Below are 26390 nucleotides of genomic sequence, written 5' to 3'. Positions count from 1 at the left end.
TAAATGACGTCATCAGGGGGTTAGAATACGAAGAAATGGCGTGAATAGAAATAGCTGCGGCCGGGTTTAGTGCAAAACAAGGGACCGGTGAGCACCGGTCCGCTGTGACAGAGATTATTCCTGGCCGGAGAGGATGTTAGCCACAGAAGAAAATTCTTCCTGCTCCTGTTCCTGCTGAGTACGCATTTCATCTGCGTCCATGCTGGCAGCCGTCACCAGGCCTCTTTCAATTTCACGCAGCGCCACGACGGTGGCTTTGTCATTTTCCCATTCAACCTTGGGATCACGCCCTTCAATGGCTAGCTGGCGGGCACGGCGAGCGGCAACCAGTACCAGGTCAAAACGGTTACCAATCTTATCTACTGCATCTTCAACTGTTACGCGGGCCATCTGAAACTCCGTGAGCGATATGGAAAAGGCCGCATAGTGTACAGTTTTTCCACGGTAAAGGGAATCATCCCCCTACAGATTATTTCAGCAATTCGTTAAACAGATCCTGATGCCGGGATGCCTGTTTCGTCTGCGTCAGACGTTTTGATAAGACGATGGCTTCTACTTCTTTGAGGGCCTGGTCGAAATCATCGTTGACCACAACATAATCAAATTCTTTATAGTGGGAAATTTCCGCCGTGGCTTTCGCCATGCGCTCAGCAATAACCTCCTCAGAATCGGTGTTGCGGTGGCGTAAACGGCGCAACAGTTCGTCTCTGGAAGGGGGGGCAATAAAAATAGTGGCCGTATCAGGCATCAGCGCCTTGACTTGCCGGGCCCCTTGCCAGTCTATATCCAGAAACACATCTTTGCCCTGCTCCAGTGTATCCGCAATGGCCTGCTTGGACGTGCCATAGTATCTGCCAAACACCTCGGCCCACTCAAAAAAGGCTTCATCGACGATCATTTGTTTAAAGGTAGACTCATCAACGAAATGATAATGCACACCAGGCTGTTCACCTGGCCGGGGACTGCGGGTAGTATGGGAAACGGAAACCTGCATAGAGCCATCGCGATAACGCTCTAACAGTGCTTTGATAAGACTGGATTTGCCTGCTCCCGAGGGGGCAGCAAGAATGAACAGGTTGCCAATGGCCATAGTGCAATAAACTCGTCGGACTACAAAAAGGCCATAGTAACAAGAAGCCGCCTATTGGAGAACCACGGCAAAGCCTTTACAGTAGACATAACGCCTAAAACGATAATTAAGAACGAAGAGGATAGTGAATGAATTCAGCGTTACCCTTTGTGGAAGTACTTCACGGTAATAAGCCTGACGCCCTGGTTGTGTGGCTGCACGGGTTGGGTGATTCGGGTAATGGCTTTGCGCCCATTGTGCCGGAACTTAAGCTGCCGCAAAACCTGTCGGTGCGCTTCGTGTTTCCCCATGCACCGGTGAGACCGGTGACCATCAATAATGGCATGCAGATGCGCGCCTGGTACGACATTAAATCACTGGACTTTGAGAACCGCGCAGACAGTGAAGGGGTGGAAGCCTCTGCGGCGCTGGTTAAAACACTGATTGAAGAAGAAATCGAAAAAGGCATGCCAGCAGAGCGTATTATTCTGGCGGGCTTTTCTCAGGGAGGCGTCATTGCCTATCAGCTGGGTTTGCGTTTTGAACAGAAACTGGGAGGCATTCTGGCCTTGTCCACCTACCTCAGCCAGCCCGAATTACTGGAATCGCAGCGTCACAGCGCCAACCAGCATACGGAAATGTTAATTGCCCATGGTCTATATGATGAGGTCATTCCCTGTGCATTGGGTAAGAGTGCCTGCGAAAAGCTGCAGGCGCTGGGTTATCCGGCCCAGTGGCGGGAGTACCCGATGCAACACAATGTGTGTATGGAAGAAATACAGGATATTTCCCAGTGGCTGCAAAAACGCCTGGGCTGAAACATTTTGCAATGCCCCTGAATCTGCCCGGACAGGGGTATTGCTGATCTGAACCTCTTTTTGACGCCAGTCTCATTTCCGATTTTCTGCTGTCCACCTTTTGCCATAGCCTTTCCTGACAGGCGATAAAGTGTCGAAAGCCTTTTTATTCAACAGCTTTGCTGGGCAGACGGCTGAACCTTTTGCGACTAAACTGGCTATTTATCCGCTCACACATATTTACAAATCTGTAACGCTTTATCCGCCCGGGTTAGGTATGATAAGGCACTGCAATTTAAACACTTAAGATGCAAGCAATTATGAACAAATTATGGATAAAAATAGCACTACCGGTCTTGGTGCTGGGTTTAGGCGTAGCAGGGATGTCGCTGATCAATGCCACTGCGCAGCAAAAAGAAGACAAAGAGGAAGTGGATACGCGGCCCACGGTCAGTGTTGATGAAGCTAATGCGGAAGATTATCAGGTGATGATCACCAGTTTCGGTGAGGTGCGTCCTCTTGAAATGACAAAGCTGTCGGCGCAAGTCTCTGGTGAGGTGATGAGCTGGCATCCTAACTTTGTTGCCGGGGGCGTCATTCCTCGCGGCACAACCTTGTTCAGCATCGATAAACAGCGCTACGAAGCGGCAGTGTTACAGGCAGAGGCTGAGTTAAATCAGGCTCAGTCGCTGTTGATCGAAGAGCAGGCCAGAGCTCGGGTGGCTGCAGAAGAGGCCAAATCCATGGAGGCCAGTCAGGTAACGGACTTGTATCTGCGCAAGCCTCAGTTAATGAGCGCCCAGGCTGCCGTCAAATCTGCTGAGGCCAAATTGAAGCTGGCAAAACGGGACTTAAGCTATTGCGACGTTAAGGCCCCTTATGATGCGCTCGTTGTAAGCCGCACGATCGGCTTGGGTCAATTTGTCAGCCAGGGCACGCAGGTAGGTGAAATTTACAACATCGAAACCGCTGAAGTTACCCTGCCTATCGCCGGTTTTGACAGCCGCTTCCTGCCAACGCCTCTGGCCGGTACCCCTGTTACTATTACCAGTCGCGGTATCAACAGTTATTCCCGTCAGGGCACCATAGACCGTGATTTGGGCATGGTTGAGAAAAGCACGCGCATGAGCCAGGTTGTGGCCCGGATTGAGGACCCCTACAGCCTGCGCAACCAGGCACCGGTATTTAAATTTGGTAGCTATGTGGAAGTGAGCATGGCAGGCCAGACATTACAGCAAGTGTACCGTCTGCCCCAGGATCTGGTTACCAACCGCACGGTATGGTTGGTGGATAAAGATATGCAGCTACAGCCGGTCAAAGTGGATGTGCTCAGGGAAGAAGGTAAGTATTTCCTGATTAATGACGGGCTTTCTGAAGGTGACAAAGTGATTACCACTGTGCCGGAGTACCCACAAAAAGGCATGAAAGTGAAGGTAGCAAAAGATGACCCAAAGTTGGTCGCGCAAAACGCTGAGACCGAATAAGGAGCATTCATGACTACTCAGGAACCTAAACAAACGGGTCTGATTGCGTTTTTTGCCAATAACCCGGTGGCAGCAAACTTATTGATGATTTTCATCATCATCATGGGGATTGTCAGCTACTTCACCATTCAGCGACAGATGTTTCCGAATGTTGAAATTAACTACATTAACATCAACGCCACCTATCGCGGTGCCTCCCCCCAGGAAATCGAAGAAGGGATTCTGATCAAGATTGAAGAATCCCTCAAAGACGTCACCGAAATCAAGAAAACCGTTTCCAGAGCCTTCAGGAATGCTGGCAGAATCTCGCTGGAGATCAAGACCGATGCCGACCTGCCCGAGGTCATGGATAAAGTCAAAGCCCGAGTCGATGGCATTGCTACCTTTCCGGCCGACATGGAGCCGGTCACCATATCCCAGGCTGAATTTCGTCAGAGCGTGATCGAAATGGCGGTGGTAGGGGATTTACCGCTGACCGACCTGAAAGCGCTGGCGCGGCAAATGGAAAGAGAGCTATTGCAACTGGGCAACATCTCTCTGGTGAATGTGGATGCCCCGGATGATGAGATTGCCATCGAAATCAAACCGGAAATGTTGCGCAAATACAACCTGACGCTGAGTGATGTGTCTCAGGCAATCCGCCGTTACTCTGCAAATATGTCGGCGGGGCAGTTGCGCACCGATTCAGGCATTATCTCCGTCAGGGTGGAAAATCAATACTATAACGGTGAAGAGTTCCGCCAGATCCCGATTAAAATCGGACCCAGCGGGGCCCGTGTATTGCTGCAGGATGTGGCGACCATCGAAGACGGTTTTGTCGAAGGTGAGCGCTACTTTAAGTATTCCGGCACCAATGCCATCTTTATGGCAATACAGGCCACTAAGGATCAGAATATGATTCCGGTGGCGCAGTCGGTGCACAGTTTTATTGACCATCGCAATAAAACCCTGCCACCGGGTGTTGAAATGAAGGTGCTGGTTGACATGACCTACTATCTCAACGCCCGTCTGGACATGATGCTGAAAAACCTGTTTCAGGGCTCCATTCTGGTGGCGTTGATGTTGACCATCTTCCTGCGTTTCCGGTTGGCTTTCTGGGTTATGCTGGGATTACCGGTGTGTTTCCTGGGAGCGGTGATGATGATGCCGATTTTCGGTATCAGCATTAATATCCTCTCGCTCTTTGCCTTTATTATGGTGCTGGGGATTGTGGTGGATGACGCCATTGTCATCGGCGAGAGTGCCTATACCGAAATTGAGAAAAACGGGGGGGGCGTCGAAAACGCCGTGCGCGGTGCCAAACGGGTGGCGACACCGGCCACCTTTGGGGTCCTCACCACCATAGCGGTGTTCGCACCCTTTACCTTCAGCTCAGGCCCGGAAGGCACCTTCTTTTACATTATTGCCATGGTGGTGATCGCCTGTCTGGTCTTCAGTCTGATTGAATCCAAACTGATCCTGCCAGCTCACATCGCCCACACTAACTTCAGTCCGGTAAAAGAAAGCAGCTGGCGTGCCCGATTTAACAAACGCTTTTTCAGCTTTGTAAACGGGCCCTACAAAAACTTTGTGCGCCGTTGTACTGAGGTGCGCTGGCTGGTATTCAGTGCTTTTATCGCGATTCTGATGATCAGTTTCGGCCTGATTTCCGCCAACTATGTGCGTATGGTGCCAACCCCGAAAGTCCCCCATGACTTTCCCAGCATCCGTATTGAAATGAATGAGACGGTCTCTGACCAGACCACCATCGATGCCCTGATGACCATTGAACAGGCCATTCTGGATGTGGAAGAAGAGACCAAAGCAGAATACGGTGTGGGCATGGTGCGGGACATGCTCGCCTTTAATCAGGGTCGCACCGAGGCCAGACTGGTGGTCCCCCTGATTGATGAGGAAAAACGCCCTTACAATACCTTCGAACTCTCCCGCCGCTGGCGTGAGAAAATACCCGAAATTCCGGGTATGAAGTCCTTTAATATCCAGGATGACGTAAATGGCGGCGGCAACAATGGGGATTTCGGTTACCTGTTATTTGGCTCTGATCTGAAAACCCTGAACGAAGCGGGACGGCGCTTTATCGCCATGCTGCAGGAGCAGGAAGGCTTGTTTGATGTCAGTTCCACCATCGACCCGGCCAGCAAGGAAGTGCAACTTGAATTGTTACCTGTGGCCTATGACCTTGGCCTGAATCTCAGTTCTATTGCCAACCAGGTGGGCGCCAGTTTCTTTGGCACCGAAGCCCAGCGGGTTATTAGGGGTACCGAAGAAGTTAGGGTGATGGTGCGTTATCCGCGCCTGACACGCGAGCGCTTTGCTGAACTCAAACATGCCATTATCACTACACCTGACGGACAGGAAGTGATGCTCGGTGACGTGGTGACCTTAAGCGAACAACCGGGTATCAGCTATATTCGCCGTGAAGGTGGCTATCGCAGTGTGTATGTCTGGGGAGCCATCGACCAGGATAAAGTGGAACCAGGTGAAGCGGTGAAGAATATCCGCAAAACCCTGTTGCCTAACCTCAAGTCTGAGTTCCCTTCCGTCATGACCGAGTTAGGTGGTGACATTGCCGAGCAGCAGGCCCAGCAAAACGAACAAATGCTGTTCTTTATTGCCGGGATGATCATCGTGTATATCCTGTTGGCGGTGCCACTGAAGAGCTATGGTCAGCCGATTATTATTATGTCGGTGATCCCTTTCAGCCTGACCGGAGCAATATGGGGGCATTTCTTCTTTGGCCTGGATATGAGCATGATGTCCACCTTTGGTCTGATTGCCGCAGCAGGGGTGGTGATTAACGATAGTCTGGTGATGACCGACTACATCAACCAGCGTCGCGAAGAAGGGATTCGCATCAAAGATGCCGTGGTTGAGGCCGGTTGTGCCCGTTTTCGCGCTATTACGCTGACCTCCATCACCACCTTTGTAGGTGTGCTGCCTATCATGTTCGAAACCAGCCTGCAGGCCAGGTTTGTCATTCCGATGGCGGTAGCGCTGGGCTTTGCGGTGCTGTATGCCACCCTGGTGACGCTGATTCTGGTGCCTTGTCTGTACCTGATTCTGGGCGACCTGCGCCGGCCATTTAGCTGGGTGAAAGGCAAGTTGAGCCGCAAAAAATCTGCACCTCAGATTAGCGGGGAACCACAAACTGAGAGCTAATCGTTAATATTCAGCAAGTAAAAAGGGCCCGGCGGGCCCCTTTTTTATATGAGTATTCCAAAATCAGCTATCGTCCTTAATGTCGCTTTTGTACAAACCTGGATTGAGCTAAATATCACTCCAGAGGGCATCAGAATGTGCGCAGTTAACGTGAGATATGAAATACTGCCCTGAGCTGATGATTTAACATGAGCAGACCTGTTTTGCTACTATGCGCTCACTTTCTTACCGTAGGTTGTACACGTGATTGAAGTTGTGATTTTAGCCATCGCCCTTAGCATGGATGCGTTAGCCGTATCGGTGGGTCTGGGCGCTAAATATGAACATCGAAGATTAGCATTAGGCTGGTGGGTAGGGATCTACTTTGGCGTCGCACAGGGTGTGATGCCTTTCATCGGATATGCTGCAGGTAAAGGCGTCTTCGGGTGGATTGAAAGTATTGCCCCATGGATCGCTTGCGGTTTACTCTTGTTTATTGGTGGCAAGATGATCATAGAATCCCGCCAGGAAGGTATTGAAGAAGATATATCTCAGATAAACCATAGGATCATGTTTGTACTGGCTATTGCCACCAGTATTGATGCGATGGCTGCCGGGTTCTCCCTTACTTTGCTGGACGTTACACCAATGCTTGCGTGTCTGCTAATTGGTGTAACGACATTTATCTTCAGTATGGCAGGTGTTTTTATTGGCGCAAAAAGTGGCACATGGCTGGAGAGTAAGGCCGAGCTATTCGGCGGTATTATCCTGATCCTAATTGGCCTGAAAGTCTTGCTTTATTAATAGATTTGTTGTGTATTCGTGTTTTAGCCATGAAGGGGGTTTTATGATGAAAACGAAATATTTTATGTCTGCAGCAGCGGTTGCAATGATGCTTTCCGGCTGCGGTGTCGCAGATAAGGTCACAGTTTGCACCACTGCTCCGCAAAGCGAGTGGATGGACAAAGAGGCTTTTAAGGAAAACCTGCTAAATAGTGGCTATCAAATCAATGAGTTTAAAGTCACCGAGGGGAGCTGTTATGAGATCTACGGTAAAGACGCAAATGACGATAAAGTCGAGATTTACTTTAATCCGGTAGATGGTTCCATCGTCAAAAAAGAAGCTCACTAATATTGAGTCGTGTACCCATAAAAATCTGGGATCCGATAGTGCGCATCGGGCACTGGATCCTGGTCGCTGTATTCACACTTAACTACTTCCTGTTGGAGCCGGGCGGAGATATCCATCAATGGCTTGGCTATACAGCCTTTACTGTTGTTCTTGTCCGATTATTATGGGCATGTCTGAGCACCGGTTACGCCAGTTTTCAGAGTTTGCAGCTACATCCGGGTAACTTCAAACAACACTTTCACCATCTCAGGCATCGGCAGATACCTTTTGATACTGGTCATAATCCTGTTGGCTGGCTGATGATTTTTGCGACTTGGTTCTCTTTTATCGGGCTGGCGGTTACAGGGTTTATGATGGAAGAAATCGATGCATGGTTTGGAAACTCGCTACTGCAAGATATCCACGGCTTTTTGTCTGACCTTTTATACGCCATCGTTCTCCTCCATATTTTAGCCGTCTTCATAGTTGGCTGGTGGGGCCACATTCCTTTAGTGCGTCCTATGATTACCGGTTACAGGACAAAGAGATAACTTCCTCTTAATAGCCAAAGCTATCAGCGATAGCTCATAACCTGCTAACTGCAGATTACTCAGGATGATCTGCGGTAACTTTATTAAAAGACTGCCAATTCACTCGCTCAGGATCTTTTCCTCCCCGTTTACTCATTAAGATACTTTCCCAGGCAAATACATTTGGGTTTCCTGAGCGACCTGCATTCACGCCCTGTTGATTCAAGTTCCGGGTTCTTTTGCATCGGTGAAGAGTAGTTTGTTGTGCTGATAACACAACGACAACGCTTTCTGTCTTTGATGTAGTTCTTTACTTGATCATGTTATTGCGAACTATTATCATTCGCACCTCTTTTAACAACAACGCGATGAGACCATGAAAAAAACACCCGTTTACATTGCCTTGCTCTCTGTCCTGTCCTCGCTTTCTTTGCCCGCTTTGGCCGACGTCGAAGTTGATGATGTGATTGAGGTCACCGCCACCCGAACATCCGTGCCACAAAGTGCGATTCCTGCTACGGTATCTGTTATCAGCGGGGAAGAAATTCGCGCGCAGCTTAACGTCGCCCAATCGCTTTCCGACATTCTGGGCAATATGATCCCGGCCTTTTCCCCTTCACGCCAGAAACTCACCAGTGCTGGTGAAACCTTGCGAGGCCGCCAACCTCTTTACCTGATCGACGGTATTCCGCAGTCCAACCCTCTACGTAATGGCTCCCGTGCGGCTTACACTATCGACCCTTTCATGATTGAACGCGTGGAAGTGATTCATGGTGCCAGTGCCATACAGGGAATGGGCGCCAGCGGCGGCATCATCAATATTGTCACCAAGTCGGCACATAACGGTGCCACCCATGAAATCAATGCCGGGCTCACAGCCTCACCTGATGAGCTGTCAGACAGCGCCACCTATCAAGCCGGCTACCTGTTCAGACAGCACGCAGAAAAATGGCAGACTGTGCTGGGCGTGCAGGTGAAAGAAACCGGCATGTATGTGGATGGTGAGGGCCAGCTGATCGGTCTGGATGGGGTACAGGGTGACACCATGGACTCCAGCAGCTATGACCTTTTTGCCAAGCTTGGCTATACCATCGATCAGGCGCAGTCATTGCAGTTTATGATCAATCACTTCGACATGGCCGGTAACGGTGACTATGGCACTGTAGATGGCGATCGCGAAGCCGGTATCCCTGCCATATCAGTGGCGGGGGAAGCTGAAGGGGACAGCCCTGAAAATAGGGTCACCACCGCCAGTCTTACCTATCATCACCATGCCTTGTTTGGGGGCAAACTAAACTGGCAGCTGTTTCTCCAGGACTTTTCAGCCCTCTATGGTGGCGGTCGCTATGGAACCTTTCAGGATCCCGATTATGGCGACAACCTGTTTGACCAATCCCGTAACGACTCGCGTAAGTACGGTTCCCGCATCACCATGAACTGGCAGAACCTTGCCGACACGCAACTGGGTATCACGGCCGGTCTCGACTTTTTAAATGACACCACGTTTCAGGAACTGGCCCAGACAGGCCGAAAGTGGGTGCCTGATACTGAATTTGTTAACTGGGCACCTTATATTCAGGCTCGCTATCAGTTGGGCCAGGTGGCCCTTAGCGCCGGAGCACGGTATGAATATGGCAAGCTCAAAGTCGACGATTTCACCACGCTGGCATCTTACAACAGCACCTTTGTGAATGGTGGTGAGCCCTCCTTTAACGAGCTGCTGCATAATGTCGGGGCGGTCTATCAGCTCTCCGGTGACTGGCGCGTGTACGCCAGCTACTCAGAAGGCTTCAGTATGCCCGATGTGGGACGGGTCCTGCGGGGGATCAGTGAACCTGATCTCAGCGTTTCCAGCTTTCTGGATCTGCAACCGGTGATCGCCGACAACCAGGAAGCAGGTATCGAATACAACGGCGATGCCGTGTCTTTCAGTGCCAGCTATTTTACCTCCGATTCTGACTTGGGCGCCCGCCTTCAGGCCGACGCCGATGGCATATACAGCGTAAAGCGTGAGCGTACCGAAATTGATGGTTTTGAGCTTACCGCCAGCTATATGTTGTCAGCCAATACCCGGTTATCTGCCAGCTACGCCGATACCGAGGGTGAATTTGACAGTGACGGTGATCAGCGTGTGGATCAGGCGTTATCTGGTCGCAATATCGCCCCCCGGCGCTTAAACCTGAGCTGGCAGCAAAGCTGGACGGATATGCTGCTTACACGGGTACAATGGAGTCGGTTGTTTAACCGTGATGCCGGCGCAGGCAACAGCATTAACGACTTCGACGGCTACCATACTGTCAATGCCACTGCGACACTGGATACCCTGAGCTCGGGCACCTTTACTCTGGGAGTAGAAAACCTGCTGAATGAATATTACTTTACCTACTACGCACAAAGTGTTGGCGGCGATAACCGCAACTTCAGCGGGCGTGGTCGCACGGTAACCCTAAGCTGGCAGTACGGGTGGTAAAGCGTTGCACCAGGCATTAAAGCGCGTCAACCAGCTCACCCACACCTGGCTCGGCCTGCTACTGAGCCTGTGGGTGTTGCTGATGGCGGTGACCGGCACGGTTCTGTATTACAAGCCAGCATTACTAAAACTCACCTACCCTGCCCTTAATCTTGAATCACCGCTCACTCTAACTCAGGCCGCCAGTCAGCTGGACAGATTGACACCCCCGCTGACAGAGGGTTATGCCTATATGCCGACAGAAACCACGCCCTGGCTGGAAGTGGTGGATAAGGCGAAAACACGCTGGTACTTTGGCGAATCAGGATTGTTGTTGAAGCGGGAGCAGCACGGTGATGTTTTTGATGTCTTTGTCTCATTGCATCATGACCTGATGCTGGGGAAAACCGGTAAAGATCTGTCAGGAATATTTGGCCTGGCCAGCCTGTTACTGGTGATAACCGGGCTCCTTCGTTGGTGGCCTCGCTATGGCTTATCCCGTCGTCACTTCACCATTCACTGGTTCAGTCTGAAAACCCGAAAAGGACTGCAAACACTGAGCGAGCTGCATAAAGTCAGTGCGGTTGTGATGATCATACCCATGGTAGTTATCCTCGGAACTGGCACCGCCATAATATATGCTCAGCCAGTGAACCAGTTGCTGGTCAGCCTGATGCCAGAAGCCGGAGAGCAACCGAGCATCCCCTCGCCTGCGCCACAGGCACCAAACTGGCAGCGTCGTGTTGAGCTGGCGGATACCCTGTTTGACGGTGCCACACCGCGCCTTATGTATCTCTCCAAAGACAGAATGCGGCTGAAATTTGATGATGAATGGCATCCCAATGGCAGGAGTTACCTGGGGTTTTCTCCTCAACAGGGGCATCTTATTGAACTGGAGAGTGTGCGGCAAACGGCAACAGGAAATCAGCTTTCCCATACCCTCTACCCACTGCATGTTGCTGCTGTCGGCGGGACCCTTTACCTGCTTATCAGCACGTTGGCAGGTGTGACGCTGATGATACTGCCGTTAACTGGCATCGCTTATTACCTCAGACGCCGATCGTACCGGCAACGCCGATAAAGGTCGCTTTGACAAAGTCTGAGGTCCCCTTCGCTGTCTTTTCAACGCAAAGACTTTGACCTTTTTATGACATCACACTTTTAGCCGGTAGCCCACGCCGCGGACGGTTTCGATAACGTCCATCGGCAAAGGAGAGAGTTTAACCCGCAGTCGACGTATATAGACATCTATCACGTTGGTCAGCGGGTCTTCGGTACTGCCCCATACCCGGCTCAGGATCCGCTCCCGGGAAAGCACCTTTCCCGGACTATTCATAAAAAGTCGTAACAGCTCGAACTCCAGCCGTGTCAGCTCCAGTTCCTGTTCAGACAGGTAGGCTTTATGGGTGTCGGTGTTAAGACACAGCTCACTGACCCGTAATTCGTTTTCACTATTGGACACCGCTGGCGTGCGCCTTGCCAGGGCCTCAATACGTGCCAGCAGCTCTTCAAAGTCAAAGGGCTTGCCCAGATAATCGTCGGCGCCCATGCGCAAGCCCAGTATTTTGTCTTCGGTTTCATTGAGCGCCGTCAGCATCAACACGGCAGAGGATGCAGAGACTTTGCGTATCTCCCTCAGCACCGCCATTCCATCGATACCCGGCAACATACGATCAAGAATGATCACATCGTAGTGCGCAGTGGTAAACGCCTCAATAGCCTGCTCCCCGTCATAGGCGCATTCGCACTGATGCCCCTCTGCCAGCAATCCCTTGCTGAGAAAGCTCGCTACCCGCTTTTCGTCTTCAACGATGAGAATCCGCATCGCCTTATCCCGGTAAGGTAAATTGCATGATGGTCCCTTGTCCTGCCTGACTGCTTGCCCGAATTTCGCCACCATGAGCACTGACGATAGCCTTTGCCAGCGCCAGCCCCAACCCCAGCCCTTGTTCGTTCTGGCCCCGTGCAGTGGAAGCGCCGCGATAGAAACGGTCGAAAATGTAGGGCAGGTCCTGCGCTTCTATGCCTCGCCCATCGTCTTGGACACTTACCAATAAGTGCTCATTCTCTGTGACTGCCCAAACCCGGACATGGGCACCACCGCCGGAATAACGCAGGGCGTTTTCCAGTAAAATCAGCATGAGCTGGCGAATACGCTCCACATCTGCGGCCACCATCAGCGGCTGTTCTCCTTGCTCACACTGAACTTCAATCTGCTGTTTATCGGCCAATCGCTGCACATCGCGGCAACTTTCCCGCAACAAGGCATTAATGTCGAACACCTGTCGCTCAATATGCAAACTGTCAGACTCTGCCCGCGCAATCAGCAACAGATCATCCACCAGCCGCCCCAAAGACACCGATTGCTCCAGAATGCAGCTAAGGGCATCCTCGTATTCTGCAACATCGCGGTCTTTCTTGCGCAGCGCCACCTGCGCTTCACCACGGATAATGGTCAGCGGGGTTCTCAGTTCATGGCTGACATCCGCAAGAAAACTCTTACGCACCTGCGCGCTGTTGCGCAGTGCATCATTGGCACGGGTCAGTTCCGCGGTGCGCTCAGAGACCATTTTTTCCAGCTGCTGACGGTTCTGTTCACGCATACTGTTCTGCTCGGTCAGCTTATCAGCCATAAAATTGAAGGCACGAGCAATCTGATCAAACTCGGTATCGAAACCACGTTCCACACGGTGTTGCAGATTGCCTTTGGCAATTTGCTCGGCACCGTCAGTGAGTGAATCCACCGGCGTTTTTATGGCGCGGATCAGATTGACGCATCCCAGCACGGCGAATAACACCGCAACCACGGCAAGAAACAGGGCAGCCCAGAAAATCAGCCGGTGCACATTCTCGATGCGATTGTTCATGTCACGTACCACCGAACTTTGCCGCTCCACTGCCGAGTTAATGGCTTCGCGAAATGCGATATCGATACGCTCTTCAAGTACAAAACGGATCTGCTCCACATCGGGTCGGGCGGCATCATCACTGGCAATCAATTCAAAATCGGCAATCACATCATCAATCAGACGCTCCAGATCGTCCGTGTCCTCAACAGTCCCACGGGTGTTCTCCACCCCTAAGGCCTGGCGCTGACTCTCTTCCAGTAACCGAATTTTACCCAGTGACTCAGAAATGGCGGCACGTTTATTACGCACCAGAGCCTGATTTGCCGACTCCCCCACCAGAATTTCGTCGGTGAGCTGTTTAAACAGCCGATAAGAGGTACTGGAAAGCAACAGGTGCTCAGATAGCAGGGTATTAGCGATGTTGACCTGATCGATATGATTTTGCGTCATACGGGTCGACCAGATCACCGCCACGGCGGCAATCACTGCGGTACCCAATGACACCGCGGCGAAACTAATCAGCTTGCGTCGATACATCAAACGCTCCGGAGTGAACCTTTTTGCAGTAGTTTACCTGTTATTTCCTGGGTCGGGTCATTTTCAACATCATATTGATATAACGCCGGTTAGGTAAGAAACGCTTCAGGTACCAGGCTTTGCGTCCCTCTTTGTGCGGTAACACCATAAAGGCATCGGTTTGTGCAGATTGGTAGATATACTCGGCCACCTGTTCGGCTGTCATGGAGGCGCGCTCAAAATACCGCGCCACCTTTGCCCTGAAATGGGGCTGCGCCGTGCGCATGGACTGATCCAGGTTGGTTTTAAAAAAGGACGGACATATCACGGACACCTGAATATTGTCACCCGCCAGTTCCAGTTTGAGTGTTTCGGAAAAGGCAATCACCGCCGCCTTAACCGCATTATAACTGCCCATGCAGGGCATATGCGTGATACCGGCCTGTGACGCCACATTGATGATCTGACCGCTGCCCTGTGCCTTAAACACCGGCAGAAAAGCCTGACAACCACGCACGATACCAAGCAGATTAATATCCAGAATCCACTGCCACTGCTCGATGCTCTCGGTCTCAAAATTGCCGGCGGTGGCGACCCCTGCGTTATTGATCAGAATATCGATACCTTGCCAGGCCTTTGTTACGGCTTCTACAACACTCTGCCAGTCCGCCTCAGAGGTGACATCCGCCTGCACTGCAAAACTGTTGCCCCCGGCCTGGTTAACCTCATCGGCCACCTGCCTGGCGCTGCTTCCATCGCGATCACAAATGCAGATGGCGGCACCCTGTTGAGCCCACTTTAACGCCAGTTCGCGCCCCAGACCAGAGCCGCCCCCGGTGATCACCAGACGAGTATTTTTGTGCATCAGGGGGTACCTCCTAACTGAACTTTTTAATCACGCTCAGCGGCGCGATTTTTACCAAAGGCGCCATAAAGGACCAGGGCCAGGTGGGCACAAAGCAACTGGCTTTTTCTTTCTCTATGGCCTTAACCAGCGCTTTACAGCCTGTATCCCGATCAACGATGAAGGGGACTTTCTCGACCTTTTCATTGATTTCACTACGAATAAACCCCGGATGAATGGTGGACACCTTAATGGGCTTATTCATCACATCAACACGTATGCCCTCCATCAGGGTACTCAAACCGGCTTTAGTGGCCGCATACACAGTCAGTGCCCGGCGAAATCCACGGATAGCACTGAATGACGACATGCCCACCAGATGACCATGGTTCTGCTCACGGAATATTTCCATGGCCGCTTCGGCCTGAGCAATGGCGGCCACAAAATTAGTCATCGCTGTTTGTTTGTTGGCATGATAATACCCGGTACCGATGGACGCGCCCTTACCCATGCCGGCGTTGATAATGATGCGGTCCAGGGTGCCAAACTCCTGTTTAAACGCTTTAAACACCTGAAAAACCTGCTCATCGTCGTTCACATCCAGGGCCTTGAGGCTCACTTTGAGGTCAGGATTAATTGCCAGGATCTCGCTTTTTAGCTGTTCCAACCTGTCTGTTCGACGTGCACAGAGCGCCAGATTTCGACCCTTGCCGGCAAACTCCAGAGCCATTCCCCATCCAAGTCCGGAGCTGGCTCCTGTTATAAGAATATTCTTTCTCAACATTGTTAATACCCCATTATTTGTACGTAATCAGTTCAGGCGTGGCTTCAAAGGCGGTGTAGTCGTTCAGTGTGGACAATCTGAGTCCGTTGCGCCCGTTTAAAATTCGACTGAGTCCACAATTCGCCAGCACCCAGTTGGTATTAAGAAAGGCCTCTTGCGGGGCGCCCATTAGGCGCTGCGCCAGCACCGCGATGGGTCCGCCTGAAGTGACCACCAGCACGCTTGAGTGCTTTGTACCTGTTGCCTGGCGCAAACCTCGCTGCACCCGGTCACAAAACCCCTGCCAGGACTCGTGATAGAGATTGTCCTCACCAGCTGCAGTCCAGCGCTTGATGGCCTCATCGAAGGCGTGCAGAAACGCCGATTTGGGATCCTGCTGTTGCATCAGGTAACGTCGCAGTCCATCGGGTGTGGCAAATGCCGGATCCAGTGCCGCCAGAATATTGTGATGATCATACTCATTCCAGTCGCGGCTGCGCGTAACCTGGGTACTGATAGTGTTCTCTGCGGGATTGAGAGCCTGATGATGCAGGCCTTGCCACAATGCATCCAGAGTCTGACGATGTCGTTGCATCGCCCCACAGACGATCTGTTCGGGACTGAACCGCACCCCATTTTCACGTAAGAACTGTCCGAGTCGCCAGGCTTGCCGGTAGCCGGTTTCCGATAAGGCATCGTAATCTGCCTGTGAAAAGCCGGCCTGACCATGGCGCAGCAAATACAGCTTTTGCATTACAGCAATCTGCCATGGCGAATGGTGCGCCGGCACCGCCAAATCAGGTAGTGCACAAAAAACCAGAAGTGTTTAAAGGCCGGATTGCGGGTTTGTTTGTGGTAGTAGCGGTAGTAAATCTGCTGGGCAATGGCCGCCAGTCTGAACAACCCATATACCTCATAGAAGGTGAAGTCATTGACCGACAAGGAACGCTTATCCAGATAATATTCCACCACTTCCTGGCGATTGAGCATTCCTGACAGATGGGTCGGCTGACGCCGCGTCTGCTGGGCCAGAAAATCATCACCCGCTTCCACCCAATAGGCCAGGGTGTTGCCCAAATCCATCAGCGGATCGCCCAGTGTTGCCAGCTCCCAGTCCAGAATGGCATTGACCTGGGTAGGTTCTGCGCTATCCAGCACCACATTGTCAAAACGAAAATCATTATGGGTGAGGCAAATTCGCTCATTCTCCGGCATGTTGTCCACGAGCCAGCGCCGCACATAGCCAGCCCCCGGTACATTCCAGGTTTTGGCATTGAGATAACGCTGGTTCCACCCCTCAATCTGGCGCTGAACATAGCCTTCTCCCTTTGCCAGATGATCTAATCCCGCAGAGCGATAATCCACTTCATGCAGATCAATCATGGCGTCGAGTACATTAAGACACAGTTCACGGGTTTGTGGGCGTTTCAGTTTGAGTCCCCGTGGCAGATTGCGCCGCGGAATGATGCCGTGGCAACGCTGCATCAGATAAAATTCGCTGCCGATCAGTCCCGCGTCATCGCAATATGCCAGCATCTGTGGCACATAGCGATAAACCGGCTGCAACGCATTTTGCAGACGATACTCCCGCCCCATGTCATGGGCTCCTCTGGCCTTGGTGCCAGCAGGCGCACGACGCAGGATCACATCCTTTTCGCCAAAACTGAGGCAATAGGTCCAGTTTGAAGCCCCGCCACTATACTGGCGCACCGCAGGTGTTCCGGTTAAATCGGGTAAATGTGCGGTGATCCAGGGCAATAAGTGCTCCAAATCGAGTTCTTCGCCCGGGCGAACGGCTACGGGCTGATCCATCACAGAGGTTGCGCTCATCGTGTTTTCTCTTTGTATTTTGCCAGTTCCAGTCTGGCGACCATGGCCTGATGCACTTCATCGGGTCCATCTGCCAGTCTTAGTGCCCGGGCCATGGCCATCATGCCCGCCAGAGGCGTGTCATCGCTCATCCCCTCGCCGCCGTGCAACTGTATGGCGAAATCTACGGCCTGCTCCATCACCCTCGGTGCAATCACCTTGATGGCGGAGATCTCCGTCATGGCCTGTTTTACTCCCTGTACGTCAATCTTCCAGGCGGCATTGAGGGTCAGCAAGCGAGCCTGATCAATGGCCATTCTGATTTCTGCAATGCGTGTCTTGTTAGCCCCCAGTTCGGTCAGTGTGTGACCAAACGCTCGACGTGCCGATGCCCGTTTTATACCCAGCTCCAGCGCCCTTTCAGCGGCGCCAATGGCACGCATGCAATGATGAATCCGCCCGGGTCCCAGGCGTCCCTGAGCAATGGCAAAACCTTTGCCCATTCCCACTATCAGATTGTGTTTCGGTACGCGAACCTGATCAAACACCACCTCACCATGGCCATAGGGCGCATCATAGTCGCCGTACGCCGTCAGCATACGTTGAATACTGACACCGGGACGGTCCAGTTCCACCAGCACCATGGCATGACGTTCGTGTTTATTCGCATCCGGGTCAGACAATCCCATAAAAATACCGACTTTGGCCTTAGGATGCCCCAGCCCCGTACTCCACCATTTACGTCCATTGAGTACCAGCTCATCCCCGTCGTCGGTAATGGAGGCCTGCATGTTAGTGGCATCGCTGGAGGCTACCTGTGGCTCGGTCATAAAGAAGACACTGCGGATATCTCCCTGCAACAAGGGGGTTAACCATTGTTGCTGCTGCGCTGCGCTGCCAAAGTGATACAACACCTCCATATTGCCGGTGTCCGGGGCGTTGCAGTTGAAGATTTCGCTGGCAATCACAGAGCGCCCCATCTGCTCCGCCAGCGGCGCGTACTCCAGTGTACTCAAACCCTGTCCCAGTTCAGCATCGGGTAAAAACAGATTCCACAAGCCGGCATCTCTGGCCTGTTTTTTCAAGGCTTCGACTTTGGGATTCAGTTCCCAGCGTTGCCAGTCACCATGACGGTTATGCTGATGATGAAAGGCCATGACCTCCTGTTCAACAGGGAAAACATGCTGGCGCATAAATTCGCAAAGCTGTTTTAGATAGTGCTGACTGCGCTCTGATGGCTGAAAGTTCATTCACTGCTCCTGGATGGCTGTATCAGACACAAACGTTGGTTCAGCGGAGAAAGCTTCAATGGGGCCATGATTATCTCGCTTTATGCAGAACCACTTTTACTTTAATCAGCCTAGCGCGCTTTTATTGATGAACAAAATGAAATATATTTCATTTCAGCTATGAACAAAATTCACAACACCACATCAAGCACCAGTCCCTCGTTTCAGCAACTGGACTTGAACTTACTGAAGGTCTTTGAGGCACTTTATCAGGAACGCAACATGTCGAGGGCGGCGCAACGTTTGCATCTGACGCCTTCGGCCATCAGTCATGCGGTAAAACGTTTACGCCGACAACTGAACGACACGCTGTTTTTACGCCAGGGGAATATGATGCAGCCCACCCCATTGTGCGAGAGCCTGGCCCCGGCACTTATCAACAACCTTGGTCAATTGCGGCAGATTCTGCAACTCTCCGGTCAATTCACTCCCCAGACTGCCATCAATGACTTTCGTATTGGCATCCATGAAGCGTTGGAAAAACTCTTGCTGCCCCCGCTTATTACCGCACTGGCAGATCAGGCACCCGGCACATCGTTGGCCAGTCATGGACTGGAGCGTGCGCACATGCCCAGGCAGCTGGCGGGAGGATCCGTTGATATGGCGATTGATGTGTCCTTACCCATCAGCGAACCGGTGCTACATCGTCCATTACTGACCGACAGGTTTTGTGTGGTCATGGCCCAGCACCATCCGCTGGCGGAAAAACTACACAAACACGACTATGCGCAGGCACGTCACATCAGCGTGTCTCACCGTGCCAGCGGGCCCGCCGTAGAAGACATTGCTCTGCGCCAGCAAGGGGTCAATCGCAATATTGCCTTGCATTGTCAGAGCTACAGCACTGCCATCAGTGTGGTGCGTCAGTCATCCCTGCTGCTGACCATGCCCCGCAAGCTGGTACAGGCGATCGACCAACCCGGGATAAAGGTATTGCCGAGCCCGGTGAGTATTGCAGATATAGCCATCCATCTTTACTGGCATAAAAATACCGATGCCCACCCGGCACTGAACTGGCTGAGAAAACGCATTTGTGAGCTGGCTCTGCAGCTATGAGTCTTTAGCATCTATACTCATGGTCCACTCATTGTGAAGTATCAGATCATGCGTCTACTCTGGCCTGTCTTATTGCTGCTGTCCTGTTCCATCAGCGCGGCGCCCTGTACCATTCGGGCCTCTGTCTCCGGCGCACTCTCGCCTTACTACTTCTACGATGAGGCACAGCAAGTCTCGGGCTTCTCGGTGGATATGCTCAATATGCTGTTCGAGCCGACCGGATGTAAGCTGACATTCATTGAGTTACCTTGGGGCCGTTCACTGGAGCTGTTGCTGGATGGCGACATTGATATCATGACCAATCTCACCGCAACCCAGGACAGGGAACCTTATCTGTATTTTATCGGGCCTCATAATGAGGAACGCATGGTGGTGATTGTCGATACACAAAAGGTCAGCGATGTGCACGACTTTGTCCAGCTCACGCAAAGTGGCGTGTTCGTCGCGGCATTAGCGAACGGGTATTACGGGCCTGAATTCGAACAAGCCAAGAATAATGACGCTGACTTCAATCAGAACCTGGTATTACTCAGAACCAGTGAAACCCAGCGCAAGATGCTCTCTTCGGGCCGCGTTAGTGCAGTCATCGAAGATGAGCAGGTTTACCGTCACTGGGTGGACGAGTATCAGCTTGACGCGGACCGTTTCGTGATTGCATTTACGCTTTACAGCTCCCCGGTGTATCTGGGATTAAGCCGTGAGAGTCTCTCGCCCAGACAGATCGACATCCTTCGCGCTCAGTGGCAAAGAATGCTTGAAAATGGTGCACTTAAGGCGCTGGCTGAGCGCTATCAGGTAAGCCTGCCGCTACCGGCGATAGCCATAGACTAGTCATCCCTGTGTTGGTTTTTCAGTTCGCCCAACACCTGTTCGGTATGCTCACCCAGTACAGGCGGGGCCTGCTGATAGGCTACTTTCGTGCGCGAAAACTTAACCGGATTGGCCACCATAGGCACCTTGCCAGCAGAGGGGTGAGGCAAATCAAATTGCATTTCCCGGTGGCGTATCTGGGGCTCGGCGAAGACTCTGTCGAGGGTATTGATGGGGCCACAGGGCACACTGGCTCCACTCAGTGCCGTAAGCCAGTAGTCCAGTGTTTGTCTGACAAACAGGGCTTCGAGTAAAGGGATCAGGGCCAGTCGATGCTGTACACGCCGGGCATTGGTGCTGAACCTGTCATCGAATGCCAGCTCAGGGTCACCCAAGACATCACAACAACGCTGAAACTGTCGATCATTCCCCACCGCCAGCAGAATATAGCCATCTTTCACCCTGAGTGATTGATACGGCACAATATTGGGGTGCGCGGTGCCCATGCGTTGTGGCACGTCGCCTCCCACCAGATAATTGCTGGCCTGATTTGCCAGCCAGGCCACCTGGGTATCCAGTAACGCAAGATCAATGTGCTGCCCCTGACCACTTTTTTCGCGCTCATATAATGCCGCCAACACCGCCGACACCGCGTACATACCGGTCATCAAATCGGCCACGGCCACCCCGGCTTTTTGTGGGCCTCCACCGGGCAACGTATCGGGTTCACCGGTGATACTCATTAACCCACCCATGGCCTGAATCATGGCATCATAACCGGGCCGGGAGGCGAGCGGGCCATCCTGACCGAACCCCGTAATGGAGCAGTAAACCAGGCGCGGATTCAGCTGCTTGAGGCTGGCGTAGTCCAGACCATACTTACGCAGCCCGCCGACCTTATAGTTTTCCACCAGCACATCGGCCCTCACAGCCAGCTCCCGGATCACCTGCTGGCCTGCTTCGGTGGTGATATCCACCGTCACAGACTGTTTGCCGCGATTAGCCGCAAGATAATAAGCGGACTCCGCCGTTTCCCTTCCGTTCTCGTCTTTTAAGTAAGGCGGGCCCCAGTGACGGGTATCGTCGCCGCAGCCGGGGCGCTCAATTTTCCACACACAGGCACCATAGTCGGCCAGTACCTGGGTGGCCCAGGGGCCCGCCAGAATACGGCTGAGATCCAGTACTTTAATACCTGCAAGTGGCCCCGCCATCAGCATCTTTCCTAATCAGTAATTTGGCTGCCATTTTAGGGCCTTAAGCGTCCAAAAAGAAAGCATAAAGCGGGTTTACAGGGGGGCTCTGTCATGCATTGTATTCCCGGCAATGCACTTGGAGTGCACCAGGTTCGGGTGGAAAAAGATGACGCAGTTCGCAGCTTGTTACATCTTAAAATGGCTTTAGTCCGGGCATTTTGCCAAGCTGATGCACCTCTGCATTGATCACATCAGGAGTCCTTTATGCTGCGTCCATTCATGCTCTTTTCTTGCCTTTTGCTTTGCACGACGGCAGTCGCCGATAATACCGATGATTCTCTGACCACGGTTATCCTCCACCAGGATGGCAAACTGTTTGATGCATTCAACCAGCGGGATATTGAGGTAATGAAAGCCATGCTCAGTGAAGAACTGGAGTTCTATCACGATAAAGCCGGTGTCAGCGACTACCAGCAAAATCTTGCTGCAACAAAGAAAATGTTTAACAGCGACACGGATTTGAGGCGCGAGTTGTTGCCGGAATTTACCGAAGTGCATCCGATTCCTGGTTATGGGGCAATTCAAAGCGGCAGACACAGGTTCTGTCATACCGCCCAAAACGGCGAGCCCGATTGCGGTGTGTTTAAGTTCTTACATATCTGGAAGCAGCAGGAGGACCAATGGCAGATCACCCGGGTAATCAGTTACGATCATTGAATCGTCCTTTAGCCTGCGACCAACTGCTAGTCCTGGAGTCTGATTATTTTTCAAAAGGGCTAAACTGATAGACGATGGTTTTACAGTAAGGCTGAGAGGGAGTAGCAAGCGGCGATGCGGTATTCGGAAGATTGATACTGTTCACCACTCCCTGAGCTTCAAGGCATATAGCTGAGAACGGAGTGAATGGGTGAGATAATCCTGAGGAAGTATATAGCTGTATTGCGGGTTGATCTGTATAGAGCCGCATTACTACGTTGTTCTTGAGGGAGGTTAATTTCGCTGCTACGTAGGCTTCATTAGACTGCCCGGCCTCTGATTCCGCAAGAAGCATGCAGTGATCCAGAGGGTGGGCAGCAGACAATGCGATTCGGTTACCGCAGATAACCGATGGGTAATCAAGTCGCAGGTCCGCAACCTCTCCGGTTGCAACATTTTCATCATCGCAAACCATATAGCGAAAATCTGACAGTTGTAGCGACAAGTCGGATATTGTTCTTTCGCCCAGATTAAAATAGCAATGGCTGGTAAGACTCAGTGGCGTTGCTTGTGAAACCTTTCCTGTAAGCGTAATGCAGATTTCATTTTCGCGGCTAAGTCTGTACTTCACCATCAGATCTGCCTGCCCTGGAAATCCATTTTCCATGTGAGGAGAGCAATAGGAATACACTACCTCAGATGCTGTTGACTTCTCAATCTTCCACTCTCTTTCTGACAAACCTGGTCGCCCGCCATGCAGGCAGTGCATACCCTCGTTTCGGGACAGGCGGTAGTCTTTCCCATTTAGACTGAAGCGCCCACCACCAATGCGATTAGAGACTCTGCCAATGATTGCCCCCATGTAATAAGGGTCGTCTATATAAGCAGATTCACAGGCATAGTTCAGCAGCATTTCGCTGTTGAACCTGGCAAAAGGCACGTCAACAGACAATATGCGTGCTCCCAAATTGCTTAACCGACAGCGCATGCCGTTCTCATTAATCAGCTCACTGATATGCATAGTCATTGCCCTTTATCATGGTAGGTTTCGTGTTTTATAGACAAAAAAAAGCGGTCTGAGAGGGCACCCGACCGCTAAAACCAACTCCTGTCAGTTTTTAGAAACTCGCGCGCACTCCTACCGCATAACGAGCGCCATAGTCACCATAGTAAATAAAGTGATTATCGAAGCGACCATGCTTATCCACAGTAGATTCAGTGATATTAATTCCCTCAAAATAAACGCTCATGTTCTCGTTAATTTCATAACTACCACTGATATCTACCTGTTCGTAGTCATCCACATAGATGGGTTCACCGGCATAAGGATTGATTTGCGTTTCCAGGAACTCACCGCGCAGGTTATAAGCGATCCTAAACTGATAAGGTCCTTTCTCGTAGAAGAGCACTGCATTGGCGGTATCACTTAACCCTTCCAATGCAAACACCTGATCCGGATTAGTGTTGTCCAGTTCAGCATTGCTATCTACAAAGGTGGCATTGATTTGCATACCGAATCCACTATCCAGTGTATGAATCCAATTAGCCTCAATACCATCCACTGTGGCGCTCTCGCCATTACGAGGCCGGTTCACATCGAAATCAGACCACTGCTCGCCAAACTCTAAGTCAAAGTTTTCAATGCTATTGGTACGGACAATGAAATTGTCTACTGACTTTCTGAAATAGGCCAGAGACGCCATACTGGCTTCGTCATAGTAATATTCCAGTGATAAGTCGAAGTTGGTAGACTCGAAAGGACTCAGCATGGGGTTACTTCCCCTAGCCGTTCTCAGGTCAGTGGTGGTCGAGGACACACTCAATGAAGGCGCCAGATCTGTTAGTGTCGGCCTTGTTATCGTTTTAGACACACCCGCCCGCACAATCAGCTTGTCGGTAATGTTCAGATTGCCGCTGATAGAAGGTAGCCAGTTGTCATAATCGTTTTCGATAGCCACTGCTGAAAAGCCATCATAACGGGGCACCAGATTAACAGACATCTCAACAGGCTTATCCAGGCCAACCAGGGTCTGCATTGTACCGTTGGAAGTTTGCTCGGTTTTGGAATAACGCAATCCAGCCAGAACAGTCCAGGTCATATCGCCGATGTCGCCGTTAAAATACCCGTCTACATAAAAAGAGGTAACATCCTCTTCAATTTCATATGCGTTGTTGGTAGCTCTGGCGGTAAAGCCGCCGTTTGAGCTATGCAAATCCAACAGAGCCTGCTTAACATCCGGGTTTTGCGAAAGCATTGCCAGTGAAGCTGGGTCATTGGCCAGAGCCCACATGGCATCCTCATTTAGCTCAAAGAACTGAGCAGAAAGATCATTGGCGGGAAACACATTGCCATAATCTCTGACCATGGCATGGGCACTGGTCGCCACCGGGCGAGCGCCGCTGTTCTGGTACATTTTAATCAGATCCTGCGGCGTCTGATAAAAGACATTTTGTTTAGATTTGGAGAGGTAATGGGCGCCAAAATCAATTTTGTGGAAGTACTGGCCGTCCACCAAATACGAAAAGTCGAATCTAAGTTGATTATTCTCGGCCTTAGTATAATCGCCGTAACGTTCCATGTGACGCATCTGTAAATCAGACAGATCAGCATTCACCGGCAAGGTTGTTTCAGGCTCAACATGAATCATTGAGGGCACCTGACCCGAGGTATAATCCAGAATGATACCTGGCTGGTTGAGTGCTTCCAGCGTCTGGCGTGAATCTAACCCCCGGTTATTATTCTCAGCCTCCGACCAGGCAAGATCCGCTTTCAAACTCAGCCTGTCGTTAATAATCCAGTCAGCATTCAAGCCCAACACTTCGGTCGTTGAAGGGCGGTGCTTTTCAAAACGCAGATGGGCATAACCAGAATAACCATCAGCATGGGTTTGACGCAGTACCGTATTGTTGTCATCGACAACGTCCATTGAGTGCGTCGCCCAGAACCAGTTGTAGGCCTGGTTATTTACGCTATCTACATCCAGTTTGGAATACAGGTAATCCGCTGACAGAATCAGATCATTGCTTGCCTGGAACTGAACCGCTAAGTTCCCACCCACGCGCTGTCGTTCTTCCAGTGTCACTCCCCGGCCTATAGCCTGATGAGAGTAAAGTCCCTCTGCCACACCGATAACCTTACGCCAGCCGTCATCCGGACCAACATCACGACGATGCGCATAGAGGTCAATATCCCGCTGAATAATACCGTCATTATTGACTTCAAAACTCTGCGCTTCGCGGTTCTGATAGGTAAATGACGCCAGCAAGCCCAATCGATCATCCATAAAGCGATCAGTGACCAAAAATGAGCCCTGCGGGGTGATCTCGCCGCGATTTTGTTCACGCACGCCTTCTATACTTCCAGCGGCAAAAAACTCCTCAAAATCAAAAGGTTGAGCAGTGCGAATATTAATATTGCCACCGATTCCGCCTTCCAGCATTTCGGCAGTTGAGGTCTTGTTCACATCAATATTGCTGACCAATTCAGACGCGAGGGTATCGAACCCAAATGCACGAGTCTGACTTTCACTTGCAACCTCTCTGCCATTCAGCGTAACAGAGCTGAAATCCGGCCCCATCCCACGAATACTAACGAATTGCCCCTCACCACCACTGCGGTCTATGGATACACCGGTAATACGCTGAAGGGATTCAGCAAGATTAGAATCAGGAAATTTACCAATATCTTCAGCTGAAATGGTATCCACAACATTGTAAGCAAAGCGCTTGTTGTTCATGGACTTTACCAAGCTGCCTTTAATCCCGGAAATCTGGATCACTTCAACTTCTTTTTCCTGCTCATTAGCCTGAGCGCTCAGGCTCAATGATGCCATTACGGCAGCAGTCACAATGCTTACTCTGAATTTCATAGTCTTACCTTAATTGTGCTCGTTAGTGTTCTCTGGCTATTAACTGCTTCTGAATAGCCTATATTTCGTTCATCAGTCTTCATACATCTTACAAGCATAAAATAAGATGATCAACATG

22 protein-coding genes and 1 pseudogene are annotated in these 26390 nt (G+C 51.3%); 11 read left to right on the top strand and 12 right to left on the bottom strand.

From position 1 onward, the window contains the following. Positions 1–114: 114 nt before the first annotated feature. Entirely contained in the window at positions 115–390 is a 276-nt protein-coding gene (rpoZ, locus tag CCY32_RS05960) for a DNA-directed RNA polymerase subunit omega (protein ID WP_088329667.1), read from the bottom strand. Between the two features lie 79 nt (positions 391–469). Further along, a pseudogene (gmk, locus tag CCY32_RS05955) lies at positions 470–1093 on the bottom strand (guanylate kinase); the annotation flags it as partial. Between the two features lie 125 nt (positions 1094–1218). Between gmk and CCY32_RS05950 the strand changes: the two are divergent. The 8 genes from CCY32_RS05950 to CCY32_RS05915 all read left to right on the top strand — a co-directional run bounded on the left by CCY32_RS05950 (position 1219) and on the right by CCY32_RS05915 (position 11659). After that, on the top strand, positions 1219–1887 hold the full coding sequence (locus tag CCY32_RS05950; protein WP_088329665.1) for a carboxylesterase: 669 nt from the start codon (positions 1219–1221) through the stop codon (positions 1885–1887). 299 nt (positions 1888–2186) lie between these two features. Beyond that, the gene (locus tag CCY32_RS05945) at positions 2187–3350 is read left to right on the top strand and encodes an efflux RND transporter periplasmic adaptor subunit (protein ID WP_088329718.1); all 1164 of its coding nucleotides are present in this window, start codon (positions 2187–2189) and stop codon (positions 3348–3350) included. A 9-nt stretch (positions 3351–3359) separates the two neighbouring features. After that, positions 3360–6509, top strand: a complete 3150-nt coding sequence (locus CCY32_RS05940; protein ID WP_088329664.1) for an efflux RND transporter permease subunit — start codon at positions 3360–3362, stop codon at positions 6507–6509. A 243-nt stretch (positions 6510–6752) separates the two neighbouring features. Then, a complete protein-coding gene (locus CCY32_RS05935; RefSeq protein WP_088329663.1) occupies positions 6753–7292 on the top strand; it encodes a manganese efflux pump MntP family protein in 540 nt (179 codons plus the stop codon). Between the two features lie 64 nt (positions 7293–7356). After that, the gene (locus CCY32_RS05930) at positions 7357–7620 is read left to right on the top strand and encodes a PepSY domain-containing protein (protein WP_246840542.1); all 264 of its coding nucleotides are present in this window, start codon (positions 7357–7359) and stop codon (positions 7618–7620) included. 2 nt (positions 7621–7622) lie between these two features. Then, on the top strand, positions 7623–8150 hold the full coding sequence (locus CCY32_RS05925; RefSeq protein WP_088329662.1) for a cytochrome b/b6 domain-containing protein: 528 nt from the start codon (positions 7623–7625) through the stop codon (positions 8148–8150). A gap of 355 nt (positions 8151–8505) precedes the next feature. Then, positions 8506–10599: a TonB-dependent receptor gene (locus CCY32_RS05920; protein WP_088329661.1), complete on the top strand. Its 2094-nt coding sequence runs from the start codon at positions 8506–8508 to the stop codon at positions 10597–10599. Positions 10600–10603: 4 nt separating this feature from the next. Continuing rightward, positions 10604–11659, top strand: coding sequence for a PepSY-associated TM helix domain-containing protein (locus CCY32_RS05915; RefSeq protein WP_088329660.1), 1056 nt, complete (start codon positions 10604–10606; stop codon positions 11657–11659). A gap of 72 nt (positions 11660–11731) precedes the next feature. On the opposite strand, the gene CCY32_RS05910 is transcribed toward CCY32_RS05915, so the two are convergent. Genes CCY32_RS05910 through CCY32_RS05880 form a run of 7 tightly spaced genes read right to left on the bottom strand, consistent with a single transcriptional unit; the run spans position 11732 to position 18609 of the window. Continuing rightward, on the bottom strand, positions 11732–12403 hold the full coding sequence (locus CCY32_RS05910; RefSeq protein ID WP_088329659.1) for a response regulator transcription factor: 672 nt from the start codon (positions 12401–12403) through the stop codon (positions 11732–11734). A 4-nt stretch (positions 12404–12407) separates the two neighbouring features. Next, positions 12408–13964 carry a HAMP domain-containing sensor histidine kinase gene (locus tag CCY32_RS05905; RefSeq protein ID WP_088329658.1) on the bottom strand — a complete coding sequence of 519 codons (1557 nt, stop codon included), beginning with the start codon at positions 13962–13964 and terminating at the stop codon, positions 12408–12410. A gap of 40 nt (positions 13965–14004) precedes the next feature. Continuing rightward, positions 14005–14808, bottom strand: coding sequence for an SDR family oxidoreductase (locus CCY32_RS05900; RefSeq protein ID WP_088329657.1), 804 nt, complete (start codon positions 14806–14808; stop codon positions 14005–14007). 13 nt (positions 14809–14821) lie between these two features. Beyond that, a complete protein-coding gene (locus CCY32_RS05895; protein ID WP_088329656.1) occupies positions 14822–15571 on the bottom strand; it encodes an SDR family oxidoreductase in 750 nt (249 codons plus the stop codon). A gap of 13 nt (positions 15572–15584) precedes the next feature. Then, entirely contained in the window at positions 15585–16304 is a 720-nt protein-coding gene (locus tag CCY32_RS05890; protein ID WP_088329655.1) for a histidine phosphatase family protein, read from the bottom strand. Further along, positions 16304–17380: a phosphotransferase family protein gene (locus CCY32_RS05885; protein WP_088329654.1), complete on the bottom strand. Its 1077-nt coding sequence runs from the start codon at positions 17378–17380 to the stop codon at positions 16304–16306. The genes CCY32_RS05890 and CCY32_RS05885 overlap by 1 nt, the downstream gene beginning before the upstream one ends. Beyond that, complete coding sequence (locus tag CCY32_RS05880; RefSeq protein WP_088329653.1) at positions 17377–18609, bottom strand: acyl-CoA dehydrogenase family protein; 1233 nt, start codon at positions 18607–18609, stop codon at positions 17377–17379. The genes CCY32_RS05885 and CCY32_RS05880 overlap by 4 nt, the downstream gene beginning before the upstream one ends. Positions 18610–18768: 159 nt before the next feature. On the opposite strand from CCY32_RS05880, the gene CCY32_RS05875 reads away from it, so the two are divergent. Together CCY32_RS05875 and CCY32_RS05870 are read left to right on the top strand one after the other, a co-directional pair. Then, positions 18769–19704: a LysR family transcriptional regulator gene (locus CCY32_RS05875; RefSeq protein ID WP_088329652.1), complete on the top strand. Its 936-nt coding sequence runs from the start codon at positions 18769–18771 to the stop codon at positions 19702–19704. Positions 19705–19752: 48 nt separating this feature from the next. Continuing rightward, on the top strand, positions 19753–20535 hold the full coding sequence (locus CCY32_RS05870) for a transporter substrate-binding domain-containing protein (protein WP_141096181.1): 783 nt from the start codon (positions 19753–19755) through the stop codon (positions 20533–20535). Here the strand turns inward: CCY32_RS05870 and CCY32_RS05865 are convergent. Then, the gene (locus CCY32_RS05865; protein WP_088329716.1) at positions 20532–21725 is read right to left on the bottom strand and encodes a CaiB/BaiF CoA-transferase family protein; all 1194 of its coding nucleotides are present in this window, start codon (positions 21723–21725) and stop codon (positions 20532–20534) included. The two genes, CCY32_RS05870 and CCY32_RS05865, sit on opposite strands and share 4 nt — an antisense overlap. Positions 21726–21971: 246 nt before the next feature. On the opposite strand from CCY32_RS05865, the gene CCY32_RS05860 reads away from it, so the two are divergent. Beyond that, positions 21972–22424 carry a nuclear transport factor 2 family protein gene (locus CCY32_RS05860; protein WP_088329650.1) on the top strand — a complete coding sequence of 151 codons (453 nt, stop codon included), beginning with the start codon at positions 21972–21974 and terminating at the stop codon, positions 22422–22424. A 43-nt stretch (positions 22425–22467) separates the two neighbouring features. Here the strand turns inward: CCY32_RS05860 and CCY32_RS05855 are convergent, their stop codons facing one another. Continuing rightward, complete coding sequence (locus CCY32_RS05855) at positions 22468–23424, bottom strand: aldose epimerase family protein (protein ID WP_168171436.1); 957 nt, start codon at positions 23422–23424, stop codon at positions 22468–22470. 97 nt (positions 23425–23521) lie between these two features. Then, the gene (locus tag CCY32_RS05850) at positions 23522–26272 is read right to left on the bottom strand and encodes a TonB-dependent receptor (RefSeq protein WP_088329648.1); all 2751 of its coding nucleotides are present in this window, start codon (positions 26270–26272) and stop codon (positions 23522–23524) included. Positions 26273–26390 lie beyond the last annotated feature (118 nt).

This window comes from Lacimicrobium sp. SS2-24, from assembly GCF_002201535.1.
Classification (GTDB): domain Bacteria; phylum Pseudomonadota; class Gammaproteobacteria; order Enterobacterales; family Alteromonadaceae; genus Lacimicrobium.
This window is presented reverse-complemented; position numbering and strand designations above follow the sequence as displayed.

Coding starts and splice junctions, on each gene's coding strand:
- rpoZ (WP_088329667.1), bottom strand. CDS start 390: ATGGCCCGCGTAACAGTTGAAGATGCAGTAGATAAGATTGGTAACCGT.
- CCY32_RS05950 (WP_088329665.1), top strand. CDS start 1,219: ATGAATTCAGCGTTACCCTTTGTGGAAGTACTTCACGGTAATAAGCCT.
- CCY32_RS05945 (WP_088329718.1), top strand. CDS start 2,187: ATGAACAAATTATGGATAAAAATAGCACTACCGGTCTTGGTGCTGGGT.
- CCY32_RS05940 (WP_088329664.1), top strand. CDS start 3,360: ATGACTACTCAGGAACCTAAACAAACGGGTCTGATTGCGTTTTTTGCC.
- CCY32_RS05930 (WP_246840542.1), top strand. CDS start 7,357: ATGTCTGCAGCAGCGGTTGCAATGATGCTTTCCGGCTGCGGTGTCGCA.
- CCY32_RS05920 (WP_088329661.1), top strand. CDS start 8,506: ATGAAAAAAACACCCGTTTACATTGCCTTGCTCTCTGTCCTGTCCTCG.
- CCY32_RS05910 (WP_088329659.1), bottom strand. CDS start 12,403: ATGCGGATTCTCATCGTTGAAGACGAAAAGCGGGTAGCGAGCTTTCTC.
- CCY32_RS05905 (WP_088329658.1), bottom strand. CDS start 13,964: ATGTATCGACGCAAGCTGATTAGTTTCGCCGCGGTGTCATTGGGTACC.
- CCY32_RS05900 (WP_088329657.1), bottom strand. CDS start 14,808: ATGCACAAAAATACTCGTCTGGTGATCACCGGGGGCGGCTCTGGTCTG.
- CCY32_RS05895 (WP_088329656.1), bottom strand. CDS start 15,571: ATGTTGAGAAAGAATATTCTTATAACAGGAGCCAGCTCCGGACTTGGA.
- CCY32_RS05890 (WP_088329655.1), bottom strand. CDS start 16,304: ATGCAAAAGCTGTATTTGCTGCGCCATGGTCAGGCCGGCTTTTCACAG.
- CCY32_RS05885 (WP_088329654.1), bottom strand. CDS start 17,380: ATGAGCGCAACCTCTGTGATGGATCAGCCCGTAGCCGTTCGCCCGGGC.
- CCY32_RS05880 (WP_088329653.1), bottom strand. CDS start 18,609: ATGAACTTTCAGCCATCAGAGCGCAGTCAGCACTATCTAAAACAGCTT.
- CCY32_RS05875 (WP_088329652.1), top strand. CDS start 18,769: ATGAACAAAATTCACAACACCACATCAAGCACCAGTCCCTCGTTTCAG.
- CCY32_RS05870 (WP_141096181.1), top strand. CDS start 19,753: ATGCGTCTACTCTGGCCTGTCTTATTGCTGCTGTCCTGTTCCATCAGC.
- CCY32_RS05865 (WP_088329716.1), bottom strand. CDS start 21,725: ATGGCGGGGCCACTTGCAGGTATTAAAGTACTGGATCTCAGCCGTATT.
- CCY32_RS05860 (WP_088329650.1), top strand. CDS start 21,972: ATGCTGCGTCCATTCATGCTCTTTTCTTGCCTTTTGCTTTGCACGACG.
- CCY32_RS05855 (WP_168171436.1), bottom strand. CDS start 23,424: ATGCATATCAGTGAGCTGATTAATGAGAACGGCATGCGCTGTCGGTTA.
- CCY32_RS05850 (WP_088329648.1), bottom strand. CDS start 26,272: ATGAAATTCAGAGTAAGCATTGTGACTGCTGCCGTAATGGCATCATTG.